Below are 13,941 nucleotides of genomic sequence, written 5' to 3'. Positions count from 1 at the left end.
TCTAGCACAATTTCCGGCAAAGTCAAGCATTTTTTGTCATTTTCCTTCAAAAACTATCATTTTTGCCAATTCTGGAATTTTTATTGCAAGATGAAGCGCTTTATGGTAGACTATTTTAGTAAGCATTGGAAGATTACTCAAGAGGCTTAAGAGAACGGTCTTGAAAACCGTTAGGCGTGTAACAGCGTGCGTGGGTTCGAATCCCATGTCTTCCGTAGAAAAGAAAAATTATTTTGGGGATACGACAAAAATGTTGTATCCTTTGTTGTATCCTTTTTTACAAAAGACTGCCAAGGAATACCAAAGGCAAAAATAAAAAACGTTGATTTAACAACGTTTTTCCAAGGTTGGTGAAAGAATAATGGAGCCGGTGGGAGTCGAACCCACGTCCAAACACCTGCCAACATATTTGTCTACAACCATAGGTTATGTATTGTTTTAACAGTCCCTCGACACATAACTCAAGCCTAGCAACTGCGAGTCTATCAATCTCTTATCAAACCACTAGACAAGGTTTGATCGTATCTCGCTAATCATAAGACCTGTCATTGAACACGAGCAATCCAAATCGGGTCACGCCTGCTGGTTTTTAGGCAGCTAGAGCGTAAGAAGTGTTATTTTTTGCAGTTATATTTAACTGAGCGTTTACGTCGCCACACGGGTTGCAAAATATGCCTCATAATGTCTGTCGAATCCGTAACGACCCCAAAAGACGATAGAACCATTATAACCTATCTTCATAAAAAATGCAAAATCAAGCCACCTCTTTAGAAAAGATACCCTTTTAAGGCTTCCGATAAGGCTTGATAACCTGCCACACTTAGATGGAGGCCATCCGTTGTATAGGCTGATTGAAGTTGTCCTTCTGAATCTGTCAAACTATCATAAATCGGCACAAAATCTACCTGCATATAGGCGGATGCTAGAGCCTCATAGGCTTGATTCCATTCTCTAATCTTTTCATTGGTTCGGATATAAACGGTCTGCTTGTATTCTTCGCCTTCATTGACTGGCAGAACGGAAAGCAATTTTATCTCTGTCAGTGGATAATCTCGGGCAATTGATTGGATCACTCGCTCAAGATTATCCAAGGCTTCATTCATAGGAACATCTTTTCCGATATCATTTGTTCCAATTAAGAGAACAATTTGATCCACAGCTCCACCATAAAGATGGGCATCCAGATTTTCTAATAATAGTCTCGTCTGGTAACCTCTAATCCCTCGATTGACAATCGTCTTGGCAGTCCCAAACAACTCTTGCAGAGGGTAATATTCCACAATTGAATCTCCGATAAAGATGATATCTGGCTCTAGAACAGAAACTTGATTCAATTCACGATACTTGGTTTGAATCTTTTCCTGCTCCTTTAAGAGCCAATTCTCTAATAACTGTACTGCCACCCTATCCCTCTTTCTCTAACCAATTTTCTAGGACTTGATAAACACCCGCCTGGCTGTTGGCTGGAGCTAGGGCAGTCGCAACTGCCTTAGCCTCATCATCAGCATTTTCCATAGCATAAGCAATTCCAGCCATCTCCAACATCTCAACATCATTTTCGCTATCACCGAAAGCCATGATTTGTTCCGATTTCAAATTCCAATGCTTGAGTAATTTTTCCAATCCCCAAGCCTTGTGAACACCAGCCTGCAGGATATCGATACAGCCATAACCGCTAGAAACAGCTCTTACACGGCCGTCAAAGAGGTCATTGATTTCCTGCAAAACAGAACTAGAGCGTTCCTCTCCAACGACCATACTCATCTTTAGCACTCCACCAAAGAGGTCTGATTGAAAATCTTCCACAAAATTCATTCGTTGATAGAGTCTTTCAATCATCTCTGGAGTCATAAATTTATCAAGTTCTGTAAAAACAGTTCCTTTCTTGACAAAACCACCATTCATACCAGTTACGACGAACTGATCTCGGCACTCTCTCCCCTTAAAATGAACTAAAGCCTTGTCAACCATAGCATCATCCCAGGTCTGCGCTTGAATCAGTTCATTGTTTTCAAAAATTCGCGCCCCGTTGGCAACTACTAGGACTACTCGTTCAGCCAAGTGTCCCAACAATTCTCTCATACGATGGATTTCATTTCCCGTCGCAATGACAAAACGGATATTCCTTTTATCCAACTGATCCAAAATTTTTTCCAAGCGTGGAAGATCCAACTGACCTCTCGGATCTAGCAAGGTTCCATCCATGTCTGTTGCAATTAATTTAATCGTCATCATATCTCCTTTAGGGTGAGCACCTACCACTTCAACCCTACATGTTCATTCATTTCTTTGTAGGCCGTGTCAATTCGTTCTTTGGTCGCCTCGTCCAACTTATCACGGTGACTGCCCCCCTCGATGAAGTCCTCTAGGATATAGGTCTGATAGAGGAAGAGCGGATAGCCTTCTGGAGAGTAAGTTCCTTTTGGAGTTCGATTAACCCACGTTGGATGCGCTTTGGCAGTTTCAATCCTTGTTTTGCCATCTTTTTTCTTAATGGTCACATCCATGAGAACACCGCGCTCCGTCCACTTGGCATTTTCCTCGTCTTGCATGGTTTCAATGCGTTGGTTTGATAGGAAATTTCCCATGGAGTAGATGATGAGTTTTTTGTCACCATCTTTTTCAACCGTTTCAGCAGGTTCAACGACGTGAGGGTGCCCTCCAAAGATAATATCAGCTCCCCAGTCAATCATCTTGTGGTACAGTGTTTTCTGTTCTTCCGTCGGTTCTAGCTGGTACTCAATTCCCATCTGAGGCATGATGACAGTAATATCCGCTTCCTTCTCTGCACGCTCGATTTCTGCCTTCATCTTATCTTCATTCAGGTCAGAAAGATAGCGATTATAATCCTCTTGAGAGATATACTGCTCAATGCCATTAAAACCGTAGGAATAGGCCAGGAGAGCTACCTTGATACCATTGACTTCCTTGATAACTAGTGGAGCTTGGTCTCGGGATTCATGTGTGTAAACTCCGATGGGTGTCATTCCAGCCTTTTCAATAGCTTGAGCCGTTGAAACCACTCCCTCTATCTGTGAATCTAGGATGTGATTGTGAGCTAGGTCTAAAACCTGATAGCCTGCATCCTTGATCGCATCCATGACTTCCCCTGGTGCATTAAAGAGAGGATAACCTGCCAAGTAGTGATCTTTGTTCACCGTTCCTTCAAAGTCACCAATCACCAAATCCGCTTGTTTGAGCCAGGGTTTTACATACTCAAAATTTTCATGGAAATCATAGGTTCCATCTTCTTTAAGAGCTGTTCGGTAGATGGGGATATGGTAGAGAAGGTCACCATTTGCCATGATACGCGCCGTCGTTTCACCAGACTGATCTTCCTTAGACTGACTAGACGTCTGAGCAGAATCAACTGTTTGACCACTCGGACTTGTCCCCTTGTTCCCTTGTACTGCTTGGGTCAACAAGTTCAGCCCCATAGACAAGGAAACTGCAAGCAACAGCACCGTAATAAACTGGGCATTTGTCCAAGATTTATAATTCCTAAAGAAACCAATACTACTCTTCAACAATCCAAAAATAGGACCATGAGACCGTCTATCTTGTCGCTTTTCCATCTTTATTCCCCCCTTGCTTTTACTGCAAGTCTTTTCTTTTATTATACCACAGACAAAAGAGGAATACCGTTTATTATATTATTTTTTAGGAACTTCTGTTACTTTCTTTCTCGCCTATTTTGTGTTATCATGTAGAGGTAATGAAAGGAGAGAAAATGTCTGCTATAGAACGTATTACAAAAGCTGCTCATTTAATTAATATGAACGATATTATCCGTGAGGGGAACCCAACTTTACGCGCGATTGCTGAGGAGGTCACTTTCCCACTGTCTGACCAGGAAATCATCCTTGGAGAAAAGATGATGCAATTCCTCAAAAATTCTCAGGATCCTGTTATGGCTGAAAAGATGGGACTCCGCGGTGGGGTTGGATTGGCCGCTCCTCAGTTAGATATCTCAAAACGCATTATCGCTGTTTTAGTGCCAAATATTGTGGAAGAAGGTGAAACTCCTCAGGAAGCCTACGACCTGCAAGCTGTTATGTACAATCCCAAAATCGTCTCTCACTCTGTTCAGGACGCCGCCCTCGGTGAAGGAGAAGGGTGCCTATCTGTCGACCGTGTAGTTCCAGGCTATGTTGTTCGTCATGCCCGCGTCACTGTTGATTACTTTGACAAGGACGGAGAAAAACACCGCATCAAGCTTAAAGGATACAACTCTATCGTTGTCCAACATGAAATTGACCACATCAACGGAATCATGTTTTACGATCGTATCAATGAAAAAGACCCATTTGCTGTCAAAGATGGACTCCTCATCCTTGAATAAAGAAAATCCCGTTGCAAAACGGGGGTTTGTGTTATAATAGAGGCATGAAAACAAATGATATTGTCTATGGCGTCCACGCCGTTACAGAAGCCCTCCTTGCAAACACTGGAAATAAACTTTACCTCCAAGAAGATCTTCGAGGTAAGAATGTTGAAAAAGTCAAGGAACTGGCTACAGAAAAGAAGGTATCCATTTCTTGGACTTCAAAAAAATCCCTCTCCGAGATGACCGAAGGCGCTGTTCACCAAGGTTTTGTTCTACGAGTGTCCGAATTTGCCTATAGCGAGCTGGATCACATCCTTGCAAAAACACGCCAAGAAGAAAATCCACTTCTGTTGATTCTGGATGGTCTAACTGACCCTCACAACTTAGGCTCTATCTTAAGGACTGCTGATGCGACCAATGTTTCAGGTGTCATCATTCCCAAGCACCGTGCTGTCGGAGTGACTCCTGTCGTTGCCAAAACGGCCACAGGTGCTATTGAGCATGTACCGATTGCGCGAGTTACCAACCTCAGTCAAACCCTAGACAAACTCAAGGCTGAAGGCTTCTGGACCTTTGGAACGGATATGAACGGTACTCCTTGCCACAAGTGGAATACAAAAGGGAAAATCGCCCTCATCATCGGAAATGAAGGAAAAGGCATCTCTAGCAACATCAAAAAACAGGTCGATGAGATGATTACTATTCCCATGAATGGGCATGTTCAAAGTCTCAATGCCAGTGTTGCTGCAGCCATTCTCATGTACGAAGTTTTCCGAAACCGACTATAAAAAAGTTTCCAATCAAGTGATTGGAAACTTTTTTCTTAACTATGTTCTGTAATAAATTTGTAAGCTTCTTGACCAGCGATAGCCCCATCTCCAACTGCTGTTGTCACTTGGCGAAGGTCTTTCTGGCGAACATCTCCAACTGCAAAGATACCGTCAACGGCAGTTTTCATGTGATTATCTGTCACAATCCAGCCTGCCTGGTCTTGAATATTCAATTCTTTAACAAAATCGCTAACAGGATCCAAACCGACATAGATAAAGACACCACCGAAGGCTTGCTCTGTCACTTGACCTGTTTTCACATTTTCAAAAACGACAGATTCCACTCGGTTTTCACCTTTAATTTCCTTAACTACAGAGTCCCAGATAAAGTTGACTTTCTCATTAGCAAAGGCACGGTCTTGCAAAACCTTTTGAGCACGAAGTTCATCTCGACGGTGAACAATAGTGACAGATTTGGCAAAGCGAGTCAAGAATAGAGCTTCTTCTACCGCTGAATCTCCACCACCAACTACGAGCAAGTCTTGATCACGGAAGAAAGCTCCATCACAGACCGCACAATAGGAAACGCCTCGGCTATTTAGTTCTTCTTCTCCAGGAACACCCAAAAGACGGTGTTTAGACCCAGTTGCCACGATGACAGTACGGGTTTCATAAACTTGGTCATCAGTGATGACCTTCTTATAGTCAGCATGATCTTCAATCTTTTCAACAAATCCATAAAGGTGCTCTACTCCAAGATTTTCAAGAGGTTCAAACATCTTCTCTGCCAATTCAGGTCCACTAATATTGGCATATCCAGGATAGTTTTCGATATCAGATGTGTTGTTCATTTGCCCGCCTGGCAGACCACCTTCAATCAAAGCCACTTTCAGATTACTGCGAGCGGCATATAAGGCAGCTGTCATTCCCGCAGGTCCAGCACCGATAATAATCGTATCGTACATTTCGATTCCTTCTTTCTTGTTGTAACTATCTTTATTCTAACTGTTTGAAGTTTATTTAGCAAGCATTATGCTCTGAAAACTAAAATGAGACTCATGACGGCAAAGGATAATACTGGAATCACCAAAACCCCAATCATAATCATATCATAGAGATGGGCTTGACGGGCCTTGGCTGTCTTGTCCACACCAGACATAGCTCGCAATCCAATCCAAATCCCTAAAGAAATCACGACGAGAATGGTCGTTAAGATCAAACTCTCGAAATATAAAGAAAATAAATGCAGTAGCATGATCTCTCTCGTTTCTATCTTTTTTAAAGAGTAAACTCAGCTAGTCCAACTAACTGAGTTTTCCTTTTACTATTATATCAAATATAAGTCCGTTTGTAACTAGCGAAGAATTCTTTTGTCCGTTCTTCTTTCGGATGATTGATGATTTCATCCGGTGTGCCTGACTCGATGATTTTCCCTTTATCTAGGAACAAAATCTTATCTGCAACTTGGGCTACAAAAGACATGTCATGACTAACCAAAATCATGGTCTGACCTGACTTGGCAGCATCTGCAATAGACTTTTCTACCTCACCGACCAATTCTGGGTCAAGGGCTGAAGTGGGTTCGTCCAAGAGCAAGACATCTGGTTTCATAGCAAGCGCACGCGCGAGGGCAACCCGTTGCTTCTGTCCACCTGATAAGTGGCGAGGATAATGGTTTTCACGGTCAGAAAGACCAACCTTGGCCAACTCTTCCTTAGCGATTTTGGTTGCTTCCTCGTCCGATAATTTCTTAACAACAACCAAACCTTCCTTGACATTGTCAAGAGCAGTTCGGCGCTCAAACAAATTAAACTGTTGGAAAACCATAGACAACTTGCGACGAAGGGTTAGGATTTCTTCTTGGCTAATCTGAGAAAAATCAACTTTAAAATTGTCAATCTGAATCGTTCCACTATCTGGAGTTTCAAGGTAGTTCAAACTACGAAGAAAGGTTGATTTCCCAGCTCCAGATGATCCAATCAAGGCCACTACTTCCCCTTTTTGAATATCCAAGTCCAGATGATCCAAGACAGTCTGTCCTGAAAAGGATTTGCTTAAATTCGAAATCTTAATCATTAACGAAGGTCTCCTTTCACATCTGTAGACACTGTATCCGGCGCGGAAATAGCCATTTTCTTCTCGATAAAGCGACCGAGGCTTTCAATTCCGATATTGACTACCCAATAAACAAGGGCCACGGAGATGAAACGCTCAAAGTAACGATAATCGGCTCCACCCAAAATTTGAGCCTGAGCAAAGACTTCTACAACACCTGCACTAAAGGCTAGAGAAGTTCCCTTGGTCAAACCGATAAGAGAGTTAATCAAAGTCGGCGTCGCTACCACCGCTGCATTTGGAATAATCACGCGACGGTAAACTTGAGCTCGCGTCATACCCAAACTACGCGCCGCCTCAATTTCACCTGGATTAACAGAAAGGATGGCTGCACGAATCGTTTCACTTGCATAAGCCGCCTCATTAAAAGCAAAGGCTACAATCGCAAAAAGCGCCGCTGGAATCGCATTGATATTGAAACCAGTTCCCCATTGTTGATTGATAGCTTTCAGTGCCAAAGGAATTCCGTAGTAGGTCAACATAAGTTGGACTAGGATTGGGGTACCTTTTAAGAAGCTGACAAAAAAGGCCTGCAAGGGATATAGAATCTTAACACGATTGATCTTAACAATGGCGAAAACCAAGGCCAGCACCAAGCCAAAAATCGCACCTCCAAGCGTCAACATCAAGGTTGTAGGCAGTTGTTGGACAATCCTTGGAATTCCATCAAAAACCGAACGCAAGCTAAAGAGCTTACCATCCGGAATGAGCTGCATCAAACTTTGGTACCAATCTGATGCTAAAAATGTTGTAACAGTCATAAAAACATCCTCTCCTGATAATGATTCATTCTATCATACTTCTGCTCGCAAGCAAATTATTTGCTACGGGCTGATCAGACTTTGTCTATCTTCTAGTTTATCACACTTTAAAACAGGGAGGCTATATATTTTACCTATCAAGGAGATAGATAAAAACTATCTCAAACCTAAGTCCTCATAGGTTTTTCTATAGCCGATTTGTTTAACAGCACCATTCTCCACCAAAATTGGACGTTTCAATAACATACCATCACTCGCTAGAAGCTTGGCTGCTTCTTGTTTTGACAAACTTCCCACCTTATCTTTTAGGCCCAGTTCGCGGTATTTAATCCCGCTAGTATTGAAAAATTGTTTCACTTCAAAACCGGAAGTTTCCAACCACTTCAAAATCACGTCTTCACTTGGTGTTTCTTCTACGATGTGGACATCTTGGTATTCCAGTCCAAGTTTATCCAATTCATTTTTTGCTTTCTTACAAGTTGAACATTTTGGATATTCGATAAATTCTAACATCTTCTCTTCTTTCTATTCTTTATTTTCGTGAAAATCAGCCCCTTCATGTTGCAAGAGCCAGGCTTTCTTTTCGACTCCCGATGCATAGCCTGTCAAGCGATTGCCTGACCCCAGCACACGATGACAGGGTACGAGGATGGACCAAGGATTGCGCCCCACTGCTCCGCCAATCGCTTGGGCAGAAGCCACTTGCAGTTCTTGAGCTATTTGTCCATAAGTTACTGTTTGACCATAAGGAATGCTCTGCAAGTAAGCCCAGACTCGCTTTTCAAAATCTGTTCCAATGGGAGCCAGAGGCAAGGAAGACAAATCTTGAGCACATCCATCAAAGTAAGTATCTAAATAGGAAATAACCTGGTCTAGGACAGGATGTTTCTTAACTACTTCTATACTATCTCCAGCGATTCCCCTCTCAAAATGAGTTTGGTCCTGTACCCAAATTCCATACAGATATTGCTTGTCAGCAACTAAGGATAAGGTTCCAATTGGCGACGGGTAGAGCATTTTTGCGCACTTTTTCTGCTTCATTTTTTTAATTTCTGATAGGCCAAACGTTCTCCATCAACTGGAATCTTACCAACCTGTTGGAAGCCTAGCTTTTCAAAGATATGCTGCATGGCCTTGTTTTGTGCATGCGTATCTGAACGAAAATCCAGGTAATCAAATCCTTCAATCAAGCCTTCTAGGAAAGTCTGAGCAACACCTTGTCCTTGGACATCTGCTGCCACAGCGATACGGTGAAAGACCAGATATTCTGATTCTCCCCCCTGCCAACTTCCTTCATAAATGGCTTCATAGGCTTTCTCTGGGCTCTTGGTCACAGCAGCATAGGCTAGCAGTTCTCCCTCTTCCAAGGTCACATAAGCTTGGCCTGAGATGATATCATCAATAATGATGTCAGCATTTGGATAGCCATTTTGCCATTGGTTACTACCAGACTCAGCTAAGCACTTTTTGGCATCCTCCATCACCTGCATAATCGCATCTACTTCGTTTGGAAAAGCTAAACGAATCTCCATCTCTTCCCTCATTTCTAACTAGTTTCTCTCATCATAGCATAATTTAAAGCTTTCTACAAGCAGTTGAAACTTGACTTTTGTTTTTTATTATTTTATAATCTAGTTATCGAAACTAGATAAAAAGGAGTTGGAAATGAATTCTAACTTTTCCTACCCAAAATGGGAAGACATTCCAAACATTGACCTCTATTTGGATCAGGTTTTGCTTTATGTCAATCAAGTCTGCGCCCCTGTCTCTCCAGATAAAGAAAAGGGACTAACAGCATCCATGGTCAATAACTATGTCAAACATGGTTACTTGACAAAGCCAGACAAGAAAAAATACCAACGCAAACAGATTGCTCGTTTGATTGCCATCACCACTCTCAAGTCTGTCTTTTCGATCCAAGAAATCGCTCAGACCCTCAATACTCTGCAAACTCAAGCGAGCTCAGACCAGCTCTACGATGCTTTTGTGGACTATATGAACCATGGGATTGATCCAGAAAATCCTATTATCCAAACCAGCTGTCAAACGGTTAAACTCTACCATCAAACTCTAGACTTAATCCTTATCAAAGAAAAGGAGGAAATCCAATGAATACCAGTCTAAAACTCAGTAAAAAGCTCAGTTTTGGAGAGGAAATTGCTAATAGTGTGACCCATGCTGTAGGTGCCGTTATCATGCTCATCCTACTCCCTATTTCATCCACCTATAGTTATGAAGCACACGGATTTTTATCATCTTTTGGTGTTTCAATCTTTGTTATCAGTCTCTTTCTCATGTTCCTCTCGTCAACCATTTACCACTCTATGGCCTATGGTTCAACCCACAAATACGTTTTGCGAATCATCGACCATTCTATGATTTACGTGGCTATCGCAGGCTCTTACACGCCAGTCGTATTGACTTTGATGAATAACTGGTTTGGCTATCTGATCATTGCCATTCAGTGGGGAACAACCATCTTTGGTATCCTCTATAAAATCTTTGCTAAAAAGGTCAATGAGAAATTCAGCCTTGCTCTTTACCTGATTATGGGCTGGTTGGTTCTAGCTATCATTCCTGCCATCATCAGTCAAACAACGCCAATTTTCTGGAGTCTTATGGTAACTGGCGGACTCTGTTATACAGTTGGAGCTGGATTTTACGCTAAGAAAAAACCTTATTTCCACATGATTTGGCATCTCTTTATCTTAGCTGCGTCTGCTCTCCAATATATTGCTATTGTTTATTACATGTAAAAAAGTTGAGAAAAGATTCTCAACTTTTTTCTTTACACATTTTTATAAAATACTGGTGCAAGCCAACATCATCTGTTAATTCTGGATGAAAAGAGGTCACCAGCATATTTTTTTCTTGGGCTGCAACGACTTGGTCATCTACGGTTGCTAGGATTTCCACACCCTCTCCAAGACTACTGATAATCGGACCGCGAATAAAGGTCATCGGAATCTTACCAACTCCCTTACATTCTGCCTCAGTATAGAAACTTCCCAGTTGGCGACCATAGGCATTGCGCTGAGCCACTATATCCATAGTTCCTAAATGACTCTCTTCCTGAGAAGTGATTTCCTTAGCCAGCAAAATCAAGCCCGCGCAAGTACCAAAAACTGGAAGGCCAGATAAAATAGCTTCTCGGATTGGAATCAGCATGTCTTGGTCACGCAAGAGTTTGCCCATTGTCGTAGACTCACCTCCAGGTAAAATCAAACCGGACAAGTCACTCTGATGTTGTTGAAAATCATCTAAATTTCTGATTTCAACACTCTCGACTCCTAATTTATCTAGCACTTTTGCATGTTCTGCAAAGGCTCCCTGCAAGGCTAATATTCCGATTTTCATCTATTTTCCTCGCTCAGCCATGAGAATTTGGATTTCATTCTCATTGATACCAACCATGGCTTCACCTAGGTCTTCAGAGATTTGAGCCAGAATTTGAGGATTTTGGTAGTTGGTTACGGCCTTAACAATAGCACTTGCTCGTTTAACTGGATCGCCTGACTTGAAAATACCTGAACCGACAAAGACGCCCTCTGCCCCCAATTGCATCATCAGCGCAGCATCTGCTGGAGTTGCCACACCTCCAGCCGCAAAGTTAACAACTGGTAATTTTCCATGTTCATGGACGTATTGGACCAATTCTACAGGGACTTGGAGTTCTTTTGCTGCGACATAGAGTTCATCTTCGCGTAGGTTTTGAATACGACGAATTTCCTGATTCATCATGCACATATGACGAACGGCTTGAACAATATCTCCTGTCCCCGGTTCTCCTTTTGTACGAATCATGGAAGCTCCCTCAGCGATACGACGCAAGGCTTCACCCAAATCCTTAGCCCCACAGACAAAAGGAACTTGGAATTCCTTCTTATCCACATGGAAACGGTCGTCAGCTGGAGATAAAACTTCACTCTCATCGATATAGTCAATTTCAATAGCCTCTAAAATCTGAGCTTCAACAAAATGTCCGATTCTAACCTTTGCCATCACTGGAATACTGACCGCTTTTTGGATTTCCTTAATCATCTTTGGATCGCTCATACGGGAAACTCCTCCAGCTGCACGAATATCAGCTGGAATTCGCTCCAAGGCCATAACAGCTGTCGCACCAGCAGCCTCTGCGATACGAGCCTGTTCAGGGTTCTGAACGTCCATGATAACCCCACCTTTGAGCATCTGTGCCAAGTTTTTATTTAGTTCATAACGATTTTCAGTCATTTCTTAATCCTCATCATTTGTATTGGTAGCTACCATTTCATTTTAAGCCAGAACAGAGTGAAGTACAAGATAGAAAAATAATATTTGTCTGGGTACAGATTGACAAAAAAACTACCTGACCTTCAGTTAAGGCCAGATAGCTTAGCTATTGTTATTTTTCAGCTGTAAGCGCAGCCATTGTGATGTAGTTGTATGGTTTGTTGAAGTGTGGCAAGAAGAATAGATCCGTCAATGCCAATTTATCAATTGTTACATGCTCTTGGATAGCAAGTGAGAACATGTGGATTCCCATACTGATAGCAGCATCATGTGAAACCATTTGCGCACCAAGGATTTCACGGCTGTCTTTGTCAAAGACAATCTTGATGGCAACTTCGTGGTTGTCATGTTTGATAAATTCTGGTTTTTGAAGATCGTTAAAGCCTGTTTCAGTTGCGTTGTAACCAGCAGCTTTAGCTTTTTCAAGAGTCAAACCAGTCGAAACCATGTGAAGACCGTAGATAGAGATACCGTTTGATCCTTGAACTCCGATTCCTTCCAATTCATGACCACAAGCGTTATAAGCACCAACAATACCAGTACGTACAGCGTTAGATGCAAGCGCGATGTAGCTAGTGTCTTTACGAGCGTTGTCATAAACAGTCGCACAGTCACCTACTGCATAAACACCTGGGATTGAAGTTTCTTGTTTCTTGTCTACAAGGAAGGCACCGTTGCGGAAGAGTTCAATCTTACCATCAGCAAGAGCTGTGTTAGGACGGAAACCAACTGCAAGAACAACCATATCCACATCAAATGTTTCTTTGTCTGTCACCAAGCGTTCTACTTTGCCGTCACCCTGGATAGCTTTAACTGTTTGACCAAGAGCCAAGCGGATGTTGTGGTCTTCCAAGTTTTTCGCCATCATTTGAGTGAAGTCTTTGTCATAGTAGCCGTTCAAAACAGTGTCTACGATGTCAACAAGCACCACTTCTTTTCCAAGACGCTCGAAAGCTTCGGCAAGTTCTACACCAATGTAACCACCACCAACAACGGCAATGCGCTCAAGGTGTTTGCTCTTGTCTTCAAGTTTTTCAATAACTTCCTCAGCGTTTTGGTACAATTTAACAAATTGTACATTTTCAAGAGTTGCTTTGAATTCGCGGTTGCCCTTAACAATTTCAACACCTTCGATTGGAGGCAAGATTGGAGTTGAACCAGTAGCAAAGATCAATTTATCATAAGACTCTTTGTGTTCTTTACCTTCAACTTCTGCTGTCACAACTTTGTTATCGTAGTCAATTGAAAGAACTGGTGAGTTCATGTAAACTTTAGCACCTTTTGCTTCCAATTTTTCTTTATCAGAGTAGAAGAGACCTTCTGGGCCATCAATTTGTTCCCCAATCCAAAGCGCCATTCCACAACCAAGGAATGAAATATTTGAGTTTTGGTCAAATACTACGATTTCGTTCTCATGTCCGAAGTTGTCCAACATCGTATTAATACAAGCTGTACCAGCGTGGTTAGCACCAACTACAACGATTTTACTCATAGAATAATTCCACCTTTAAAATTTAATTTACCCTACTAGTATATCATTTACTGTTAGCGTTTACAAGGTATTTGCTTGGAATTCTCTTTTTTTCAGAAAAAATTATTCTTTGCTATATTATTTGTTTCATTTCCTTCCAATTTTTAAGCATATTTCTTGACTTTTGTTAAAATTTATTTGTGAAAACGCTGACTTTATGGTATG

Annotated in this window: 17 protein-coding genes, 1 tRNA gene and 1 other RNA gene; 5 read left to right on the top strand and 14 right to left on the bottom strand. The window is 41.9% G+C overall.

Annotation, left to right across the window (positions count from 1 at the left end; translation table 11 throughout):
• Positions 1 to 127: 127 nt before the first annotated feature.
• Positions 128 to 215: transfer RNA gene (locus MK403_RS00260), tRNA-Ser, on the top strand.
• A gap of 144 nt (positions 216 to 359) precedes the next feature.
• Here MK403_RS00260 and ssrA read toward each other — a convergent pair.
• The 4 genes from ssrA to MK403_RS00240 form a co-directional block, all read right to left on the bottom strand.
• Positions 360 to 707: a transfer-messenger RNA gene (gene ssrA / locus MK403_RS00255) on the bottom strand.
• 60 nt (positions 708 to 767) lie between these two features.
• Entirely contained in the window at positions 768 to 1,403 is a 636-nt protein-coding gene (locus MK403_RS00250; RefSeq protein WP_268708580.1) for an SGNH/GDSL hydrolase family protein, read from the bottom strand.
• A gap of 1 nt (position 1,404) precedes the next feature.
• Positions 1,405 to 2,232, bottom strand: coding sequence for a Cof-type HAD-IIB family hydrolase (locus MK403_RS00245; protein ID WP_268708579.1), 828 nt, complete (start codon positions 2,230 to 2,232; stop codon positions 1,405 to 1,407).
• Positions 2,233 to 2,255: 23 nt separating this feature from the next.
• Complete coding sequence (locus MK403_RS00240) at positions 2,256 to 3,575, bottom strand: CapA family protein (protein ID WP_268708578.1); 1,320 nt, start codon at positions 3,573 to 3,575, stop codon at positions 2,256 to 2,258.
• A 155-nt stretch (positions 3,576 to 3,730) separates the two neighbouring features.
• Here MK403_RS00240 and def point away from each other — a divergent pair, with 155 nt between their 5' ends.
• Both def and rlmB read left to right on the top strand, forming a co-directional pair.
• Complete coding sequence (def, locus tag MK403_RS00235; protein ID WP_268708577.1) at positions 3,731 to 4,342, top strand: peptide deformylase; 612 nt, start codon at positions 3,731 to 3,733, stop codon at positions 4,340 to 4,342.
• A gap of 44 nt (positions 4,343 to 4,386) precedes the next feature.
• Positions 4,387 to 5,115 (top strand): 23S rRNA (guanosine(2251)-2'-O)-methyltransferase RlmB, encoded by a 729-nt coding sequence (rlmB, locus tag MK403_RS00230; RefSeq protein WP_000855740.1) that lies wholly within the window; start codon positions 4,387 to 4,389, stop codon positions 5,113 to 5,115.
• Between the two features lie 35 nt (positions 5,116 to 5,150).
• Here the strand turns inward: rlmB and trxB are convergent, their stop codons facing one another.
• The 7 genes from trxB to MK403_RS00195 form a co-directional block, all read right to left on the bottom strand.
• On the bottom strand, positions 5,151 to 6,062 hold the full coding sequence (gene trxB / locus MK403_RS00225) for a thioredoxin-disulfide reductase (RefSeq protein ID WP_268708576.1): 912 nt from the start codon (positions 6,060 to 6,062) through the stop codon (positions 5,151 to 5,153).
• A 65-nt stretch (positions 6,063 to 6,127) separates the two neighbouring features.
• Positions 6,128 to 6,352, bottom strand: a complete 225-nt coding sequence (locus MK403_RS00220; RefSeq protein WP_268708575.1) for a DUF4059 family protein — start codon at positions 6,350 to 6,352, stop codon at positions 6,128 to 6,130.
• 77 nt (positions 6,353 to 6,429) lie between these two features.
• Entirely contained in the window at positions 6,430 to 7,173 is a 744-nt protein-coding gene (locus MK403_RS00215) for an amino acid ABC transporter ATP-binding protein (protein ID WP_038805010.1), read from the bottom strand.
• The gene (locus MK403_RS00210) at positions 7,173 to 7,973 is read right to left on the bottom strand and encodes an amino acid ABC transporter permease (RefSeq protein ID WP_268708574.1); all 801 of its coding nucleotides are present in this window, start codon (positions 7,971 to 7,973) and stop codon (positions 7,173 to 7,175) included. Before MK403_RS00210 ends, MK403_RS00215 begins: the two co-directional genes overlap by 1 nt.
• Before the next feature lie 156 nt (positions 7,974 to 8,129).
• Complete coding sequence (locus tag MK403_RS00205) at positions 8,130 to 8,486, bottom strand: arsenate reductase family protein (protein ID WP_268708573.1); 357 nt, start codon at positions 8,484 to 8,486, stop codon at positions 8,130 to 8,132.
• 12 nt (positions 8,487 to 8,498) lie between these two features.
• Entirely contained in the window at positions 8,499 to 9,014 is a 516-nt protein-coding gene (locus MK403_RS00200) for a methylated-DNA--[protein]-cysteine S-methyltransferase (protein ID WP_268708572.1), read from the bottom strand.
• Entirely contained in the window at positions 9,011 to 9,505 is a 495-nt protein-coding gene (locus tag MK403_RS00195) for a GNAT family N-acetyltransferase (RefSeq protein ID WP_268708571.1), read from the bottom strand. The genes MK403_RS00200 and MK403_RS00195 overlap by 4 nt, the downstream gene beginning before the upstream one ends.
• 133 nt (positions 9,506 to 9,638) lie before the next feature.
• Here MK403_RS00195 and MK403_RS00190 point away from each other — a divergent pair, with 133 nt between their 5' ends.
• Both MK403_RS00190 and trhA read left to right on the top strand, forming a co-directional pair.
• Positions 9,639 to 10,085: a DUF1836 domain-containing protein gene (locus tag MK403_RS00190; RefSeq protein WP_268708570.1), complete on the top strand. Its 447-nt coding sequence runs from the start codon at positions 9,639 to 9,641 to the stop codon at positions 10,083 to 10,085.
• A complete protein-coding gene (gene trhA, locus MK403_RS00185) occupies positions 10,082 to 10,729 on the top strand; it encodes a PAQR family membrane homeostasis protein TrhA (RefSeq protein ID WP_001097972.1) in 648 nt (215 codons plus the stop codon). Before MK403_RS00190 ends, trhA begins: the two co-directional genes overlap by 4 nt.
• 19 nt (positions 10,730 to 10,748) lie before the next feature.
• Here the strand turns inward: trhA and pdxT are convergent, their stop codons facing one another.
• From pdxT to nox, 3 genes are all read right to left on the bottom strand, one after another.
• On the bottom strand, positions 10,749 to 11,330 hold the full coding sequence (gene pdxT, locus MK403_RS00180; protein WP_268708569.1) for a pyridoxal 5'-phosphate synthase glutaminase subunit PdxT: 582 nt from the start codon (positions 11,328 to 11,330) through the stop codon (positions 10,749 to 10,751).
• A complete protein-coding gene (gene pdxS, locus MK403_RS00175; protein ID WP_268708568.1) occupies positions 11,331 to 12,206 on the bottom strand; it encodes a pyridoxal 5'-phosphate synthase lyase subunit PdxS in 876 nt (291 codons plus the stop codon).
• A 151-nt stretch (positions 12,207 to 12,357) separates the two neighbouring features.
• Complete coding sequence (nox, locus tag MK403_RS00170) at positions 12,358 to 13,737, bottom strand: H2O-forming NADH oxidase (protein WP_000036761.1); 1,380 nt, start codon at positions 13,735 to 13,737, stop codon at positions 12,358 to 12,360.
• Positions 13,738 to 13,941 lie beyond the last annotated feature (204 nt).

Source organism: Streptococcus oralis, from assembly GCF_026782285.1.
GTDB classification, from domain to species: Bacteria; Bacillota; Bacilli; order Lactobacillales; family Streptococcaceae; genus Streptococcus; species Streptococcus oralis_CG.
The sequence above is the reverse complement of the archived record's forward strand: the minus strand, read 5'-3'. Positions and strand labels throughout refer to the sequence as shown.